Annotated in this window: 14 protein-coding genes; 3 read left to right on the forward strand and 11 right to left on the reverse strand. The window is 73.9% G+C overall.

The genetic code is table 11. The annotated features are described in order from the left end of the window. The 3 genes from AB0F10_RS04410 to AB0F10_RS04420 all read right to left on the reverse strand — a co-directional run. Positions 1-957, reverse strand: a 957-nt coding sequence (locus AB0F10_RS04410; RefSeq protein WP_360620387.1) for a serine/threonine-protein kinase, incomplete at its 3' end; no start/stop codon positions are given. A 62-nt stretch (positions 958-1,019) separates the two neighbouring features. Further along, entirely contained in the window at positions 1,020-1,658 is a 639-nt protein-coding gene (locus AB0F10_RS04415; protein ID WP_360620388.1) for a class F sortase, read from the reverse strand. Positions 1,659-1,669: 11 nt separating this feature from the next. Continuing rightward, a complete protein-coding gene (locus AB0F10_RS04420; protein ID WP_360620389.1) occupies positions 1,670-2,524 on the reverse strand; it encodes a DUF4397 domain-containing protein in 855 nt (284 codons plus the stop codon). Positions 2,525-2,797: 273 nt separating this feature from the next. Here AB0F10_RS04420 and AB0F10_RS04425 point away from each other — a divergent pair, with 273 nt between their 5' ends. After that, positions 2,798-7,333 carry an ATP-dependent helicase gene (locus tag AB0F10_RS04425; protein ID WP_360620464.1) on the forward strand — a complete coding sequence of 1,512 codons (4,536 nt, stop codon included), beginning with the start codon at positions 2,798-2,800 and terminating at the stop codon, positions 7,331-7,333. 593 nt (positions 7,334-7,926) lie between these two features. Here the strand turns inward: AB0F10_RS04425 and AB0F10_RS04430 are convergent. Together AB0F10_RS04430 and AB0F10_RS04435 are read right to left on the reverse strand one after the other, a co-directional pair. Then, on the reverse strand, positions 7,927-8,469 hold the full coding sequence (locus tag AB0F10_RS04430) for a GNAT family N-acetyltransferase (RefSeq protein WP_360620390.1): 543 nt from the start codon (positions 8,467-8,469) through the stop codon (positions 7,927-7,929). 27 nt (positions 8,470-8,496) lie between these two features. Continuing rightward, positions 8,497-9,486, reverse strand: a complete 990-nt coding sequence (locus AB0F10_RS04435) for an LLM class F420-dependent oxidoreductase (protein WP_360620391.1) — start codon at positions 9,484-9,486, stop codon at positions 8,497-8,499. A gap of 83 nt (positions 9,487-9,569) precedes the next feature. Between AB0F10_RS04435 and AB0F10_RS04440 the strand changes: the two genes are divergently transcribed. Both AB0F10_RS04440 and AB0F10_RS04445 read left to right on the forward strand, forming a co-directional pair. Then, on the forward strand, positions 9,570-10,355 hold the full coding sequence (locus tag AB0F10_RS04440) for an SAM-dependent chlorinase/fluorinase (protein ID WP_360620392.1): 786 nt from the start codon (positions 9,570-9,572) through the stop codon (positions 10,353-10,355). Positions 10,356-10,745: 390 nt separating this feature from the next. Continuing rightward, a complete protein-coding gene (locus AB0F10_RS04445; protein ID WP_360620393.1) occupies positions 10,746-11,543 on the forward strand; it encodes a DNA-formamidopyrimidine glycosylase family protein in 798 nt (265 codons plus the stop codon). On the opposite strand, the gene AB0F10_RS04450 is transcribed toward AB0F10_RS04445, so the two are convergent. The 6 genes from AB0F10_RS04450 to rimO all read right to left on the reverse strand — a co-directional run bounded on the left by AB0F10_RS04450 (position 11,540) and on the right by rimO (position 16,706). Next, positions 11,540-12,301, reverse strand: a complete 762-nt coding sequence (locus AB0F10_RS04450; protein WP_360620394.1) for a hypothetical protein — start codon at positions 12,299-12,301, stop codon at positions 11,540-11,542. The two genes, AB0F10_RS04445 and AB0F10_RS04450, sit on opposite strands and share 4 nt — an antisense overlap. 26 nt (positions 12,302-12,327) lie before the next feature. Next, entirely contained in the window at positions 12,328-13,191 is an 864-nt protein-coding gene (locus AB0F10_RS04455) for a PspA/IM30 family protein (protein WP_360620395.1), read from the reverse strand. Positions 13,192-13,479: 288 nt separating this feature from the next. Then, entirely contained in the window at positions 13,480-13,965 is a 486-nt protein-coding gene (locus AB0F10_RS04460; protein WP_360620396.1) for a helix-turn-helix transcriptional regulator, read from the reverse strand. 190 nt (positions 13,966-14,155) lie between these two features. Further along, positions 14,156-14,650 carry a CinA family protein gene (locus AB0F10_RS04465; RefSeq protein ID WP_360620397.1) on the reverse strand — a complete coding sequence of 165 codons (495 nt, stop codon included), beginning with the start codon at positions 14,648-14,650 and terminating at the stop codon, positions 14,156-14,158. After that, positions 14,647-15,240, reverse strand: a complete 594-nt coding sequence (gene pgsA, locus AB0F10_RS04470; protein WP_360620398.1) for a CDP-diacylglycerol--glycerol-3-phosphate 3-phosphatidyltransferase — start codon at positions 15,238-15,240, stop codon at positions 14,647-14,649. The genes AB0F10_RS04465 and pgsA overlap by 4 nt, the downstream gene beginning before the upstream one ends. Continuing rightward, positions 15,237-16,706 (reverse strand): 30S ribosomal protein S12 methylthiotransferase RimO, encoded by a 1,470-nt coding sequence (gene rimO, locus AB0F10_RS04475; protein WP_360620399.1) that lies wholly within the window; start codon positions 16,704-16,706, stop codon positions 15,237-15,239. Before rimO ends, pgsA begins: the two co-directional genes overlap by 4 nt. Between the last annotated feature and the right edge of the window lie 56 nt (positions 16,707-16,762).

The following is a 16,762-nucleotide window of genomic DNA, read 5'->3' on the forward strand; positions in this document are numbered from 1 at the left end:
CGGGCGCGCCGGCTCCGGCACCACGGCGGATCCGGGCGGGGCCGCGGCGACCGGCGGCGCGGGCTGGTCGTCGGGCGCCCGCCGCGGCGCGGGTACGGCCGCACGACCGCTGGTGGGGTGCGCGGCCAGCACGACGCCGGCCTCGGCGACGACGACCCGCAGCAGCGCGTCGGCCTCGGGTGCGGTCATCCGCTCCATCGGCTCGCGCCGCAGCAGGCCGGTGAGCACCGGCGCCAGCGCCCCGGCCAGGCGCGGCGGGTCGGGCTCCTCGGTGGCCAGGGCCATCAGCGTCGCCATGGCGTTTTCGCGCGCGAACGGCGAGCGGCCCTCGACGGCCGCGTACAGGGTCGCGCCGAAGGACCACAGGTCGGATTCCACCGTGGACGCGCCGTCGCGGGCGCGCTCCGGGGAGACGTACTGCGGCGAGCCGACGACCAGGCCCGGGCCCGTCACCGAACCGTCGTCGACGAACGTGGCCAGGCCGAAGTCGGTGAGCACCACCCGGCCGTCGTGGCCGATCAGGACGTTGTGCGGCTTCACGTCGCGGTGCAGCACGCCGGCCCGGTGCGCGGCGGTGATCGCCTCCAGCACGTCGAGGCCGATCCGGGCCGCCTCCGCCGGCGCGAACGGGCCGTCCTCGCCGAGGACCTGGTACAGCGAGCGCGACGGCACGTACTCCATCACGATCCAGGGCAGGTCGCGGGCGTGCACGACGTCGTAGATGCGCACCACGTGCGGATGGTTGAGGCGGGCCGCGCTGCGGGCCTCGCGCAGCGTGCGGGTGCGCAGGCGGGCCTTCTCGTCGTCGGTCATCCAGTTCGGAGGAACGAACTCCTTGACCGCGACGTCGCGGTCGAGCATCTCGTCGCGGGCGAGCCAGACCCGGCCCATGCCACCGGAGCCGACCGGCTCGAGGAGACGATACCGACCGGCGATGAGCATTCGCCTGACCGCCATCAGCCTCCACCCGTCGCTTCTTGAACAGAATAGTCACCGGCACCGGGCCTGGGGAACGCCGATCACCCGGCCACCGCGTAGACCACCAGGTTGTCCCGGTAGGACCGGAGGCTGCGATCGAAGACCCCGCCGCAGGTGATGAGCCGTAACTGCCGGTCCGGGGTGGGTCCGTAGACCCGGTCGGTGGGGAAGGCCCGCTTCGGGTACCAGGACGTCGCCGTTACCGTGAAGTTCACCGTACGGCCACCGCGGACGACCTCGATCGTGTCGCCGGCCCGGAGCTCGCGGAGCCGGTAGAAGACGGCCGGGCCGCGCACCGAGTCGACGTGACCGGCGAGGACGGCCGGGCCGACGTCGCCGGGGGCGGTGCCGTCCGCGTACCAGCCGGCCTTGTCGTCGTCACCGGGCGGCCGCAGTTCGCCGCCGGCGCCGAGGCGCAGAAACTCCAGCGCGGTATCGACGCCGATCGCCCGGACCCGCAGCCGGGTGGGCGGGCCGCTGAGGTGGGAGGTAGCCGTACGGAACGGATCCCCGGCCGGCCGGGGAGCTGCCGGGATCGCGGGGACGTCCCGGCGGCCGAGGCCCGCGTCGGAGCCGGGCGCGCGAAGCGCCAGGTAGCCCGCGGCGACCACGAGGCCCACCACCAGCGAGATCGCGATCGTGAACGCCGCCCGGACTCCCCCAGGACCCAAAACCGGCATTTGGTACGCCGTCAGCCGTCACGTGGGCGCCGCCTGAGCGCCACGAGCAGCGCGCCCGTGAGCGTCGCGGCGAGGCCGCCGAGGGCCGGCGCGGCCGGCAGCGGGTACCGCGGCAGGCTGCCGCCCGCGCCGGTGGCGATGCCTCCCCGCGGCACCGTGCCCTGGCGGGCGGCGTCGATGTGCAGTTCGGGCTTCAGCCCGCCGCTCTTGTCGTCGAGGACGAGCAGGGAGTAGACGTTGCCCGCGCCAAGCGTGCACGGCAGGTCGCTGCTCTCCCCGCCGCCGCTCGGCTTCACCCGGACCGTCCACCTACCGGGCTTGACCTCCCGATAGCCGGTCGTGGTGGCGAACTGGACGGCGTCCGCGATGGACTTGCCGTTCGCGCCGCCGACGTCGAGGACCGGCGCCTTCACCGACGCCTGGATGATGCGGATCTTGGATTCCCCGGCGCCCGGGAGCCTGAGATCGTCCTTGAGGACGCGCAGGCCGAGATCGGCATAACGACCGACACCCGCGACCGTGTACGCCCCGCCGGCGGCGACCGTGACCTGCGTGGTCAGCACCGGCGGGGTACTCGCGGCCGCACCGGCGCGGCGCATCGCCACCGAGTACATGCCGGTGGGCAGGCGCAGATAGTCGGACATCGCGCCGTACGCGACGCCGTCGAACGTCTGGTCCTCGACCGCGCCCGCGTCGGACCTGAGGTAGACGTCGACGGCGGGCGTGTCCGGCGAGAGGTGTGCCAGGCGCACGTAGCCCTCCCCTGCCGCCCGCGCCGGCGTGGCGGCGAGCAGGACGGTGGCCAGCGCGACGAGGGCCGCCGTGGCGGCGGTGAGGCGCCGTACCGGGAGAGCGCGGTTGGACACGGTGCCTCCTGTTCGCCCGCCGCGCATCGTCGGTGGCGGCCGTCGATGCATGCCAGCGAGGTCACCAATGTGCCGTACGTCACCGGAAGACCACCATGGTCCGTCCGGTCACGCGAAGGCGCCGGTCGATCGCCCGTCCTATGCCCTGTCGTCTGGTTGATGCCCGTCTCGATGGTGTCCCCACCCGGCGGTTCGGAGCCATCACTCGGACGGATGTTTCGCCGGCCACCGGTTTCTGTCAGACCCCGGTAGCACCATGGACCCGTGCCAGACGTGTTGGAGCAGTTCGGCCTCGCGACCCGGGAGTGGTTCCGGGCCGCCTTCGCCGCGCCCACGGCCGCGCAGACCGGCGCGTGGCGTTCCATCGGTGCCGGGCGCAACGCGCTGGTCGTGGCGCCGACCGGGTCCGGCAAGACGCTGGCGGCGTTCCTCTGGTCGATCGACCGGCTGGCGCACGAGCCCGCGCCGGCCGACCCCCGGCGCCGCTGCCGGGTGCTCTACATCAGCCCGCTCAAGGCGCTGGCCGTCGACGTCGAGCGCAACCTGCGCGCGCCGCTGACCGGCATCCGGCAGGCGTCCGGCCGGCTCGGCCTGCCTCCGCCGGACATCACCGTCGGCATGCGGACCGGCGACACTCCGGCCGACGAGCGACGGCTGTTCTCCCGCACCCCGCCCGACGTCCTCATCACCACGCCCGAGTCGCTGTTCCTGCTGCTCACCTCCGCCGCCCGGGATTCGCTGCGCGGCGTCGAGACGGTGATCATCGACGAGGTGCACGCCGTCGCGGCGACCAAGCGCGGCGCACACCTCGCGCTCTCCCTCGAGCGGCTCGACGCCCTGCTGGGCCGGCCGGCCCAGCGGGTCGGGCTGTCCGCGACCGTGCGGCCGATCGACGAGACGGCCCGCTTCCTCGTCGGGGCCGGCGACGTCGAGATCGTGCAGCCGCGCAGCGCCAAGACGATCGAGGTGTCGGTCCAGGTCCCGGTCGAGGACATGACCCGGCTCGACGAGCTGCCCGACGACCAGGACGATCCCGGCGCCGGACGACACACCCCGTCGATCTGGCCCGCGGTCGAGGAGCGCGTGCTCGACCTGATCTCCGCGCACCGCTCGACGATCGTCTTCACCAACTCCCGCCGCGGCGCCGAGCGATTGTGTGCCCGGATCAACGAGCTCGCGCTCGATCGGGCCGAGCCCGGTGCCGCCGCACCGGCGCCGCCGGCGTCGCGGCCACCGGCACAGCTGATGGCGCAGTCGGGCGAGGCCGGCGGCGCGCCGCCGGTCGTGGCCCGGGCCCACCACGGCAGCGTCTCGCGCGAGGAGCGCAAGCAGATCGAGGAGGCGCTCAAGTCCGGGCGGCTGCCGGCCGTGGTCGCCACCTCCAGCCTGGAGCTGGGCATCGACATGGGCGCGGTCGACCTGGTCGTCCAGATCGAGGCCCCGCCCTCGGTCTCCGCCGGGCTGCAGCGCATCGGCCGCGCCGGCCACCAGGTCGGCGCCGTCTCGCGCGGCGTCGTCTTCCCGAAGCACCGCGGCGACCTGGTCTCCTGCGCGGTCGTCGCCGAGCGGATGGGCGAGGGCGCGATCGAGGAGCTGCGCTATCCGCGCAACCCGCTCGACGTGCTGGCCCAGCAGATCGTGGCCATGGTCGCCCTGGACGCCTGGCAGGTCGACGACCTGGCCGCGCTGGTCCGCCGCGCGGCGCCCTACGCGGAGCTCCCGGAGTCCGCCCTGCACGCCGTGCTCGACATGCTGTCGGGGCGTTATCCGTCGACGGCCTTCGCCGAGCTGCGCCCCCGCCTGGTCTGGGACCGCACCACCGACGAGCTGACCGGTCGCCCCGGCGCCCAGCGCCTCGCCGTGACCAGCGGCGGCACGATCCCCGACCGCGGCATGTTCGGCGTCTTCCTGGCCGGCTCCGAGCGCGCGTCGCGGGTCGGCGAGCTCGACGAGGAGATGGTCTACGAGTCCCGCGTCGGCGACGTGTTCCTGCTCGGCTCGACGTCCTGGCGGATCGAGGACATCACCCCCGACCGGGTGCTGGTCTCCCCCGCGCCGGGAGCGCCGGCCCGGATGCCGTTCTGGAAGGGCGACACCCAGGGCCGCCCGGTCGAGCTGGGCCGGGCGATCGGCGCCCGGTTGCGCGCCCTGACCCGAGCCGGCGACCCGGCCGCGATCGGGTCGCTGCGCGCTTCCGGGCTGGACGAGTGGGCGGCCGACAACCTGGTGGCCTACCTGCGCGAGCAGCGCGAGGCGACCCGCAACCTGCCCGACGACCGCACGATCGTGGTGGAACGCTTCCGCGACGAGCTCGGCGACTGGCGGATGACCGTGCACTGTGTGCTCGGCGCCCGGGTCAACGCGCCCTGGTCGCTGGCGATCGCCCGCCGGCTCTCCGAGCGCTACGGCGTGGACGGGCAGGTGCTGCCCTCCGACGACGGCATCGTGGTGCGCCTGCCGGACACCGCCGTCGAGCCACCCGGCGCCGAGCTGGTCGCGTTCGACCCCGAGGAGATCTCCCAGCTGATCGAGGAGTCGGTGGGCACGTCGGCGCTGTTCGCGTCCCGGTTCCGCGAGTGCGCGGCCCGGTCCCTGCTGCTGCCGCGCCGCGACCCGCGCCGCCGCCAGCCGCTCTGGCAGCAGCGCCAGCGCTCGGCGCAGCTGCTGGACGTGGCCCGCGAGTTCGCCGACTTCCCGGTGACGCTCGAGGCGGCGCGCGAGTGCCTGCAGGACGTCTTCGACGTGCCCGGCCTGGTGGGGCTGATGCGCGAGATCGCCGGCCGCAAGGTGCGCCTGGTCGAGGTCGAGACGCCGCGGCCCTCGCCGTTCGCCCGTTCCCTGCTCTTCGGATACGTCGGCGCGTTCCTCTACGAGGGCGACGCGCCGCTGGCCGAGCGCCGCGCCGCCGCGCTGGCACTGGACTCGACCCTGCTCGGCGAGCTGCTCGGCCGCGTCGACCTGCGCGAGTTGCTCGACCCCGCGGTGGTGACCGAGACCGAGAGCCAGTTGCAGTGGCTGACCAGCACCCGTAGCCCCCGCGACGCCGAGGACGTGGCCGAGCTGCTGCGGCTGCTCGGCGACCTGTCCCCCGCCGAGCTGGTCGCCCGCGGCGTCGACCTCGACTGGCTGGACGCCCTGGTCCGGCGCGCCATCCGGGTCCGGATCGCGGGCGAGGAGCGCTGGATCGGCGTCGAGGACGCGGGCCGCTACCGCGACGCGCTCGGCGTGGCCCTGCCGGTCGGCGTGGCGGAGGCCTACCTCGAGCCCGTCGCCGACCCGCTCGGTGACCTCGTCGCCCGCTACGCCCGCACCCACGCCCCGTTCGCCGCGGCGACGTGCGCGGCCCGCTTCGGCCTCGGCGTGTTCGTCGTCGAGCAGGCACTCAAGCGACTCGCCGCCACCGGCCGCGCGGTGTCCGGCGAGTTCTCGCCGGGCGGCGCGGGCACCGAGTGGTGCGACGCCGAGGTGCTGCGCATGCTGCGCCGGCGTTCGCTGGCCGCGCTGCGCCGCGAGATCGAGCCGGTGCCGCCGCGGGTGCTGGCGGCGTTCCTGCCGCGCTGGCACCAGATCGGCGGCAACGCCCGTGGCGTCGACGCCCTGGCCGCGTCGATCGAGCAACTGCAGGGTGTGGCGGCGCCCGCCTCCGCCTGGGAGCGGCTGCTCCTTCCCGCGCGGGTGGCCGACTTCGCGCCGCCGCTGCTCGACGAGCTCTGCGCGAGCGGCGAGGTGCTGTGGGCCGGCTCGGGGTCCATCCCCGGCGGCGACGGCTGGGTCACCCTCGCCTACGCCGACAGCGCCCCGCTGCTGCTCCCGCCGCCCGACGACGAGCTGGCGCTGACACCGCTGCACCAGGCGGTGCTGGCGGCGCTCGGCGACGCCCAGGCGCTGTTCTTCCGGGACCTGTCCGACCGCGCCGGGTGCACGGACGACCCGGGACTGGCCGCGGTGATCTGGGACCTGGTGTGGGCGGGCCACCTCACCAACGACACGTTCGCTCCGCTGCGCGGGCTGCTGGGCGGCAGCGGCGCGCACCGGGCGAAGGCGGCTCCGGCCCGGACCCGCTACCGCCGTCCGGGCCGCCCGGCGATGCCGAGCCGATCGGGTCCGCCGGCGATGGCCGGCCGCTGGTCCCGCCTGCCGGACCGCGACACCGACCCGACGCGCCGCGCGGCGGCGCTCGCCGACCTCCTGCTCGAACGGCACGGCGTGGTCACCCGCGGCGCGGTGATGGCCGAGGGCGTCACCGGCGGCTTCGCGGCGGTGTACCCGGTGCTCGGGGCGCTGGAGGAGCGCGGCGCGGCGCGCCGCGGCTACTTCGTGGAGGGGCTGGGCGCGGCACAGTTCGCGGTCCCGGGCGCGGTCGACCGGCTGCGCGCGCTGGCCGAGCCCGCGGAGCCGGCGAAATACGCGGGCACGGCCGCGGTGGTGCTCGCCGCGACCGACCCGGCGAACCCTTACGGTGCGGCGCTGCCGTGGCCGGAGCGGGTGGTCGACAGCGGCAACGGCGAAACGGTTCCCGCCGCGGGCCACCGGGCGGGCCGCAAGGCGGGCGCCCTGGTCGTCCTCGTCGGCGGCGACCTGGTGCTCTACGTGGAGCGGGGCGGAAAGACGCTGCTGTCCTTCATGGACGATGCCGGAGCGTTGGCGGCCGCCGGGCAGGCCCTGGCGGGGGCGGTGCGCTCGGGCGCGCTGGGTGCCATGTCGGTGGAACGGGCGGACGGAGAGTCGGTGCACGCCTCGCCGTTGCGTGACGCACTCACCGCCGCCGGGTTCCGAACCACACCCCGAGGGCTGCGACTACGCGGCTGACCAGCAGCAGGGCTCCATCCAAGCGCCGGCGGAGACGGGGACGCCGCGAGCGCCGACCGCCCGGGCGAGGAGGGCGCGGACAGGACCGGCACAAGCAACCCCGCAAGGCAACGACGAGCGCCGATGGGCCATGCAGGGGCGGCACGGACAACGACCGGCAGGAGCGGCACCCCACGAGGCCGCCCTGGTCCGGGCCGGTCTGGAAACAAGGCGGATCGGCGACGAGGGGCGGGGCCGAACAACAACCAGCACCGAAATCGCTACGGACGCCGTCAACCGGCACAAGCCGAAACCCGCAAAACAACAACCAACACGGAATCGCCGCAGATGCCGGCAAGCCCGCGCGACAACCACCCGAACAACCACCGGCACAAGCCGAAACCCGCAAAACAACAACCGGCACGAACGCCACGAGCACCGACGACCCGCCCGGCAACCACGCAGACAACCACCGGCACAAAACGACAACCCGCGAACGAGAACCCGCACAAGCGATAACCGCGCGGGCATCCGGCGGCGACGGCTCCGGGCGGCGGATCGGAGTGCGGATGGTCGCGTTTCGGAGGCTGCCCAGGCGCTGGAGCGGGAGCGGGTCAGGCCGGCGCTTCGGGTGCGATCGGGTCGTATGGCCAGCCCCGGACGAAGATCCAGTCGACGCCGTCCTCGCCCTGGTCGTCGAGGTGTTCGGCGCGGACCAGACCGGCCCGGCACGCCACCCGCTGGGAGGCCACGTTGTCCGGGCGGACGCGGGCCACGACGGTCCACTCCGGCAGGTGCTCGCCCGCCCAGGCAACCACTGTCCGGGCCGCCTCGGTGGCCACGCCGGCGCCCCACGCCTGCGGATCGAGGCGGTAGAACAGGTTCAGCACCTCGATCTCGCGGAAGCGGACGACCTTCACCCCGGCGAAGCCGAGGATCTTCTCCGACCCGGCGTCCCGGACGACCCAGTAGCCGAAGCCGTGCCGACGCCAGTGCTCGTCCCAGCGGGCGTACAGGTGCTCGGCGTCCGAGCGGGTGGCCAGCAGGTCCGAGGGGTTGTGCAGGCAGGCTTGCGGATCACTGTGGATCGCGAAGATCGTTTCAAGGTCGGCGGGAACGGGCCGGCGCAAAGTCAGCCGCGCGGTGACAATCTCCACGCATCAGACTTTACGAGACGACCCGGGTCAGTCCAGCCGCGACGTCGACCCTCCCGCGCCCCGGCCGCCCGATGCCAGGTCAGCGCCGGAGAGCAGCTGCGACGCCACCGCCGTCGCCACCAACTCGACGTGTTGCAGGTCCTGCAGGTCCAGTAGCTGCAGGTACAGGCGCGACGCTCCGGCCTCCGCGTAACGGCCGAGGATCTCGACCGCCTGGTCCGGGGTGCCCACGACGCCGCCGTTGGCGCGCATCTCGTCCACGTCCCGGCCGATCGCGGCGGCCCGGCGCCGCACCTCCGCGTCGTCCCGGCCCACGCACAGGACCGCCGCCGCCGAGAACGCCGGCGGTTGCGGGCGGCCGATCTCCGAGCTTGCCGCGCGAACCCGGTCGTATCGGGCGGCCAGCTCCTCGATCTTGGCGAACGGGGCGTTGAACTCGTCCGCGTACCGTGCGGCCAGGGCCGGGGTGCGCTTCTTGCCGGAACCGCCGACGATGATCGGCGGGCGGGGCGACTGGACCGGCTTCGGCAGGGCCGGGGAGTCCACGACCTGGTAGTGCTTGCCGGTGAAGCTGTACGTCCCTCCGGCCGGGGTGGTCCACAGGCCCTCGATGATCTCCAGCTGCTCCTCGAGGCGATCGAAGCGTTCGCCCAGCGGCGGGAACGGGATCGCGTAGGCCTCGTGCTCGCGCTCGAACCAGCCGCCGCCCAGGCCCAGCTCCACCCGGCCGCCGCTCATCGCGTCGACCTGGGCGACGCCGATCGCCAGCGGGCCGGGCAGGCGGAACGTCGCCGAGGTCACCAGGGTGCCGAGCCGGATGGTCGAGGTCTGCACCGCCAGCGCCGCGAGGGTCAGCCAGGCGTCGGTGGGACCGGGCAGGCCGTCGCCGCCCATCGCGACATAGTGGTCGGAGCGAAAGAAGCCGTCGAACCCCGACTCCTCGGCGAGTTGGGCCACCCGCCGCAGGTCGTCGTAGCCGGCACCCTGCTGGGGTTCGGTGAAGATGACAAGACGCATGGATCCCAGCCTGCCAGACGCCTCGCGACGCGCCCGGGCACCTGCCACACACGGAGCGTTCCAGGGCAGTAACGTTGACCACCATGGGCGGCTATAAATGGATCAGCCTCACCACCGACTACGGCACATTCGACGGCTTTGCCGCGGCGTGTCACGGTGCGATCGCGCGCATCGCTCCCGATGTGCGAGTAATCGACATCACACACCACGTCCCACCCGCCGACGTGGCGCGGGGCGCGGCGGTGCTCGCGCAGACCGCGCCGTACCTGCCGGCCAGCGTGCATGTCGGGGTCGTCGATCCCGGCGTCGGCTCGGACCGCCGGGGCATCGCGATCGGCACCCCGGGCGGCGTGCTGGTCGGGCCGGACAACGGATTGCTGGTCTGGGCCGCCGACGCGCTCGGCGGCATCGACACGGTGGTCGAGCTGACCAACAAGGACTGGCTGCTCGGTGAGGTTTCGCGGACGTTCCACGGCCGGGACGTGTTCTCGCCGGCCGCCGCCCGGCTCGCCCTCGGTGCGCCGCTGAGCGATGCCGGTCCCCCGGTCGACGTCGGCACGGTCGTCCGGCTGCCCGACCCGATCGTGGCGGTCGGCGACGGTTGGCTCGAGGCCGAGGTCGTCACCGTCGACCGGTTCGGCAACGTGCAACTCGCCGCGGGCGGCGCGATGCTCTCCGGGCTCGGCCCCGAGCTGGTGGTCGGCGGGGTCAAGGCCCGCCGGGCTCAGACCTTCGCGGACGCCCAGCCCGGCGAACTGATCGTCTACGAGGACTCGGCCCACCGGGTGGCGATCGCCGTCAACGGTGGCCGCGCGGTCGTCGTCCTCTCGGTCCGCCCCGGCGACATCGTCCGAGTCGCCGAACGCTGACCCGAGCCACAACCACGAGCCGACCCGAACCCGGCGGATGAGGCGGCCCTCCACCAAAGCAGCCACGAAACCCGGGTAACGATCGCCGCCAACGGCCACCGCACCGTCGTCGCCCACTCGACCCGCCCCCGCCGCGCCTTCTCGGCGGCCCGCACGCGGCAGCCCAGCACGCGGCAAGGCAGGCGCACGGCAGCCCGACGCACGGCAGCCCAGCACGCGGCAGCCCTGCGCATGGCAGGCCGGCGCACGGCAAAGGCCGGCGCACGGCAAAGGCCGGCGCACGGCAAAGGCTGGCGCACGGCAAAGGCCAGCGCACGGCAAGGCCGGCGACTCGGTGATATCGGTAAGGCGCCGGTGCGGGGGTGCCGGTGGCCGGGCAGGATGGAACGCATGCCCGAGGGTGACACCGTCTGGAAGACTGCGCGGCTGCTGGAGAGCGCGCTGCTAGGCGACGTGCTCACCGGTTCCGACTTCCGCGTGCCGCAACTCGCGACGACCGACCTGAGCGGATGGACCGTCGCCGGTTCCGCGAGCCGGGGCAAGCATCTGCTGCTGCGCCTGACCCGCGACGACCGCGCCATGACGCTGCACTCGCATCTGCGCATGGACGGCACCTGGCGGGTCTTCGCGACCGGCGAGCGGTGGGGCGGGCGGCCCGCGCACCTGATCCGGGTGGTGCTGCGCACCGGCCGTTCGGTGGCGGTCGGCTATCACCTGCACGAGGTGGCGCTGCTGCCGACGGCGCAGGAGGCCGCCCTGCTGGCCCATCTCGGGCCGGATCTGCTGGGCTCGGACTGGGATTCCGCCGAGGCGGCCCGGCGGATTGCGGCGCGGCCGGAGGCACCGATCGGCGAGGCGCTGCTCGATCAGCGCAATCTGGCCGGGATCGGGAACGTCTACAAGGCCGAGGTGCTGTTCCTGCGCGGGCTGTGGCCGTGGACGCCGGTGTCGGCGGTGCCGGATCTGGAGGGCACGGTGCGGCTGGCGCAGGAGTTGGTGGCGTCGAACCGCGACCGCTGGACGCGGACCACGACAGGATCGCTGCGCCGCGGGCAGACCAGCTACGTCTACGGCCGGCGGGCGCAGCCCTGCCTGCGATGCGGCGCCGCGATCCGGAAGAGCTCCGTCGAGCAGCGGGAGGAGCGGGTCACCTACTGGTGCCCGCGCTGCCAGCCCGAGCCCGCCTAGGCCGCCGGGGTGCTGGGCCGGCGCAGCTCCGACAGGCCCTCGGCCACGCCGCGGAGGCGGTCGGTCGCCTCGACCAGGCCGGTCAGCGCCGGGTGCTGGTCCGTTATCGGGTGGCCGTCCTCGGCGACGTAGCTCGCCGCGGCCGCGACCAGCCGCTCGTAGGCGGTGACGCCCTCGGTGAACTGCTTCGCGAGACTCTCGTGCGCGTGCTCGATCCCCGGCCGCTGGTCGGGCGGGCTGAGCGGGATCGCCCGCTCCACGCTCGCCACCCGCTGGCCGAGGTCGCGCAGCCACTGCTCGGCGACCGCGGCCTCGAGCATCGCCGACTCGCCCGCGCCGGTCAGCCGCCCGGCCAGGCCGACCAGGGTCGCGGACGCCCGGTCCAGCCGGTCCCAGGCCTGTGCCACGGCGGAGCCCCGCAGGGCGTAGCGGTCCTTGTGCCTGCGCACCTCCTGCAGGACCTGGCGCCCGGCCGGGAACCGCTCGACGGCGGCCAGCAGCCGCTGTCCGGGCAGCGCCGGCGCGGGAGGGGGCGGCGCGGGCAGCGCGGCCAGCGCCCGGTGGTCGCTCCAGCGCCACCAGGCCAGTGCCACGGACGCCCCCGCCGCCGCGGCCCAGGCCGCATCCGCAAGACCGATCCCCGCGTACGGGGTGAGGACGGCAGCGGCTGCGGTCAGCCCGCCCCCGACGACGCTCCACCGCCGCGCCGAACCGCGCAGCCGCTTGAGCCGCCGGAAGTATCGGGTCCGCTCGTCCACCGTCTGCTCCTCCCGCGAACGCGTCGTCAGCCGGCGGCCGACGTGTCCCCGCGCTTGGAATTCATGCTGGCCCGGATCTCGTCGAGCCGGGCGACGCTGGCCGGGTCGGCGGCCGGGGCCGCGTTGCCCTGCTCGACGGCCGGCTTGCCGGGGGTGCCACCGAGCTGCTCGCCGGCCATGCTGGCCCGGATCTGCTCGAGCCGGGACGTGCCGGCCAGGTCGAGGCTCGACTTCTGCACCTCGAGCATGCGGCCCTCGACGGAGTTCGACGCCAGCTCGGCGCGGCCCATCGCGTTCGCATAGCGCTGCTCGATCTTGTCGCGCACCTCGTCCAGCGACGGGGTGTTGCCGGGCGCCGAGAGCGACGACATCGACTCGAGCGACTTGGCGACGGTCTCCTGCATCTTGGCCTGCTCGAGCTGGCTCAGCAGCCGGGAGCGCTCGGCGATGCGCTGCTGCAGCACCATCGCGTTGTTCTCCACCGCCTTGCGGGCCTGGCCGGCCGCCGAGAGCGCCTGGTCGTGCAGCGTCTTCAGGTCTTCCATCGACTGCTCGCCGGAGACCAGCTGGGTGGCGAGCGTCTGCGCGGTCGACTCGTATTTCTGCGCCTCGGACTCGTCACCGCCCGACCGGGCCCGATCGGCCAGCACGAGGGCCTGGCGCGCCATGCCCTGCAGCTTCTCGACCTCGGACATCTGCCGGGACAGCTTCATCTCCAGCTGCCGCTGGTTGCCGATCACGGCCGCGGCCTGTTGCACGAGGGCCTGGTGCTGCCGCTGTGCATCCTCGATGGCCTGCTGGATCTGCACCTTGGGGTCGGCGTACTCATCGATCTTCGCGCCGAAGAGCGCCATCATGTAACGCCAGCCCTTGACGAACGGGTTCGCCATATCCGCGGTATCCCCTCAATGTCGCTCAGTCGGACGCGCCACCGACGCGGGACCGAGGGGTCTTCACGATGGCGCGGAGTCCATCGTGTCAGCCCCATGCCACCGCCGTCACGTGACCTCGGGGGGATCTCAGGGTCTTGCGAGGGTTCCCCCGAGGTCGAGGCTACGCGCCGACACGCGTTCCGGCGACGGCCGGAAGGCCACGGCGCACCTGGCAGATCATGGCGCCGCCGAGCCGGGGCCCGGCGCAGGCGGTCATGATCCGCCAGATGCGCCGGTAGCGGGCGGTCAGGCGGCGTAGACGATGTCGCGGTCGCGCTTGCGCTTGGTGCGCAGGGTCGCCCTGAGCGGCGAGTCCTGGCGCACGGAGACCGAGACGGCACCGTCGGAGGTGAGCTGGCGCACGGCCGGGGCTTCGGTGCCCTTGACCGGGTTCGCTGTCTTGACTCCGGCGGACTTCGCCGGGGCGGTCTTGACCGCACCCGCGCCGCTGGAATCGAGCGGGGTCGGCTCGAGCGGGACGAGCACGCCGTCCATGCCCTCGGCGAGCGCGAGCGTGCCGCTCACCTCGCCCAGCACCTCGGAGAGGCGGGCGCCCAGGGCCTCGCAGATCGCCGCGAGCAGCTCGCTGGACGCTTCCTTCTGGCCACGTTCGATTTCGGAGAGATACCCGAGGCTGACGTTGGCGGCGGTCGACACCTCACGCAGCGTGCGATGCTGACCCTGCCGGCGCGCCCGAAGTGCGTCACCGATAACCCGGCGTAGCAGGACCATGGCACCTCCTCCTGCGGCGGGGCCGCCGGCAACCGCCGGAGGCTTCCCGCAACCGTACCCGCTGAGGGCGAGACCGACATCCCGCCCCGCCGAAATCCGGGGCGGCCGGGACCGGGTCGGCCAGCGGGGCTGTTGATACTCGGCCGGGCGGCCGCGGGCGCGTTCCGCCGCACGGGAAAGACCCGGCAGGTCAGCCGGGCATTCCCCCGCCGGATCCGGCTATCTCGTCGACCAGCAGGCTCAGGACGGAGTTCACCGTTTCGGTGCGGACATCGTCCCGCGAACCGGACAACCGGAGCTCCCGGACGACGGCGCGGCCCGGCCCGGCGACCGCGATGTAGACCAGCCCGACCGGCCGGCCGCCCTGCGGTTCGGGCCCGGCGACGCCGGTCGTGGCCAGGCCCCAGTCGGCTGCGCAGCGTGACCGTGCGCCCTCGGCGAGCGCGCGGGCGACGTCCGGATCGACCGGCCCGCGGTCGGCCAGGAGCGCCTCCGGCACGCCGGCGAGCGCGTGCTTGAGGTCGGTGGCGTAGACCACGAGCCCGCCCCGGAACACCGCGCTGACCCCGGGGATCTCGACGATGGTGGCGGCGAGCAGGCCGCCGGTGAGCGACTCGGCCACGGCGAGCGTCTCCCGCCGCCCGGCCAGGGCGCGCACGGCCGCCGCGGCGGAAACACCCGTCATGCGCGCTGGGACCGGCGGCGCAGGCGCACCGCCTGGAGCACGTAGTCGGCGCCGGTCACCATCGTCACGATCAGGGCGGCGACCATGAGGGCGACGCCGATCACGTCGAACGGCTCCGGAACGGGCCACAGGAACCAGGCGATCGCCGCGATCTGCAGCGCCGTCTTCAGCTTGCCGCCGCGGCTGGCCGGGATGATCCCGTACCGGATGACCCAGAACCGCAGCGCGGTGACGCCCCACTCCCGGACCAGGATCAGCACGGTCACCCACCACGGCAGCAGGTCGTACGCCGACAGCAGGATCAGCGCGCTCCCGGTGAGCGTCTTGTCCGCGATCGGGTCGGCGACCTTGCCGAAGGAGGTCACCAGCTCGTAGCGCCGGGCGATCCAGCCGTCGGCGAAGTCGGTGGCGGAGGCGACGCAGAAGGTCAGGCAGGCCGCCATCCGCCAGGCCGGCTCGGTCATCTCGGAGACGATCACGATCGCCACGAAGACCGGTACGAGCACTATGCGGACGGCGGTCAGCAGGTTTGCCGGGTTGTAGAGCGACACCGGCCGCGGCGCGGCCAGCGGGACCGGCTCGTCGGTCACGACGCGGCCGTCGCTGCCACTGCCGATGGGGCGGCGGAGATCATCTCGACCGGTACGGCGACCAGGTCGACGCCCTCGGTCGCCGTGACCCGGGCCCGGACGAAGTCACCGGGGCGCAGCGCGGCGAGGTCGGCACCCTCGTCGCCGGCGACCAGCGTGGTGGAGCCGTCGACCTCGGGCGCCTGGTGCGCGGCGCGGCCCTCGATCTCGCCGCCGGCGACGGTGTCGACGAGCACCTCGACGATCGAGCCGAGCCGGTCCTCCGCGCGCTGGGCGCACAGCTCGTCGGCGAGGTCGCTGATCCGGCCGAAGCGCCGCTTGACGGTGTCCTCGCTGATCTTGCCGGGCAGGCCGGCGGCCTCGGTGCCGTCCTCGTCGCTGTAGTCGAAGACACCGATGGCGTCGAGCCGGGCCTCGGACAGGAACCGGACCAGCTCGTCGACGTCCTGGCGGGTCTCGCCGGGGAAGCCGACGATGAAGTTGCTCCGGGCGCCGGCCTCGGGTGCGAGCGCGCGGGCGGTGGCGAGCAGCTCCAGGAACCGGTCGGTGGAGCCGAAACGCCGCATCCGGCGCAGCACGGGCTCGCTGGAGTGCTGGAAGGACAGGTCGTAGTAGGCGGCGACGCCGGGCGTGGTGGCGATGACCTCGACCAGGCCGGGCCGCGTCTCGGCGGGCTGCAGGTAGCTGGCCCGCACCCGCACGATGCCGTCGACGGCGGCGAGCTGGGGCAGCAGCTTCTCCAGGGCGCGGGGGTCGCCGAGGTCCTTGCCGTAGGAGGTGCTGTTCTCGCTGACGAGTACGAGTTCGCGGACGCCGGAGCGGGCCAGCCACTCGGCCTCGGCCAGCAGCTCCTGCGGGTCCCGCGAGACGAACGCGCCCCGGAAGGCCGGGATGGCGCAGAACGAGCAGCGCCGGTCGCAGCCGCTGGCCAGCTTGAGGCTGGCGACGGGCCCGTTGTCGAGCCGGCGGCGCAGCACCTTGCGCAGGTGCGCGGGCGTGTGCTCGTCGACGGTGGCGTGGCCGGGCACGACGACCTTGGCGGCCTGCCGCGCGACCGGGGTCAGCGGCAGCAGCTCGCGCCGGTCCCGCGGGGTGTGCGCGTCGAACCGCTCACCGGCCAGCACCCCGTCGAGCCGGGCGGCGATGTCGGTGTAGTCGTCGAACCCGAGCACGGCCTGCGCCTCGGGCAGGCTCTCGGCGAGCTCCTTGCCGTAGCGCTCGGCCATGCAACCGGCGGCGACGACCTTCGCGCCGGTGTCGGCGGCGGCCAGCAGCGTCTCGATGGAGTCCTGCTTGGCCTTCTCGACGAAACCACAGGTGTTGACGAGCACCACATCGGCGCCCTCGGCGTCGGTGCTGACCTGCCAGCCCCCGGCGTCGAGGCGGGCGGCCAGCTCCTCGGAGTCGACCTCGTTACGGGCACATCCGAGGGTCAGAAGCGCAACACGGCGCGGAGCGGGAGTCATGGACACTCTGCAAAGGTTACCGGGCTACGCACGGTGACCCGTCCCCCGCTCGGCCG

Origin of the sequence: Actinoplanes sp. NPDC026623 (genome assembly GCF_040638275.1) — a bacterium.
In the GTDB taxonomy this organism is placed as follows: domain Bacteria; phylum Actinomycetota; class Actinomycetes; order Mycobacteriales; family Micromonosporaceae; genus Actinoplanes.

Excerpts from the sequence above, each read along its gene's own strand:
- AB0F10_RS04455 (WP_360620395.1), bottom strand. The coding sequence starts at position 13,191 with ATGGCGAACCCGTTCGTCAAGGGCTGGCGTTACATGATGGCGCTCTTC.
- AB0F10_RS04415 (WP_360620388.1), bottom strand. The coding sequence starts at position 1,658 with ATGCCGGTTTTGGGTCCTGGGGGAGTCCGGGCGGCGTTCACGATCGCG.
- AB0F10_RS04460 (WP_360620396.1), bottom strand. The coding sequence starts at position 13,965 with ATGGTCCTGCTACGCCGGGTTATCGGTGACGCACTTCGGGCGCGCCGG.
- AB0F10_RS04440 (WP_360620392.1), top strand. The coding sequence starts at position 9,570 with ATGGGCGGCTATAAATGGATCAGCCTCACCACCGACTACGGCACATTC.
- AB0F10_RS04465 (WP_360620397.1), bottom strand. The coding sequence starts at position 14,650 with ATGACGGGTGTTTCCGCCGCGGCGGCCGTGCGCGCCCTGGCCGGGCGG.
- rimO (WP_360620399.1), bottom strand. The coding sequence starts at position 16,706 with ATGACTCCCGCTCCGCGCCGTGTTGCGCTTCTGACCCTCGGATGTGCC.
- AB0F10_RS04435 (WP_360620391.1), bottom strand. The coding sequence starts at position 9,486 with ATGCGTCTTGTCATCTTCACCGAACCCCAGCAGGGTGCCGGCTACGAC.
- AB0F10_RS04445 (WP_360620393.1), top strand. The coding sequence starts at position 10,746 with ATGCCCGAGGGTGACACCGTCTGGAAGACTGCGCGGCTGCTGGAGAGC.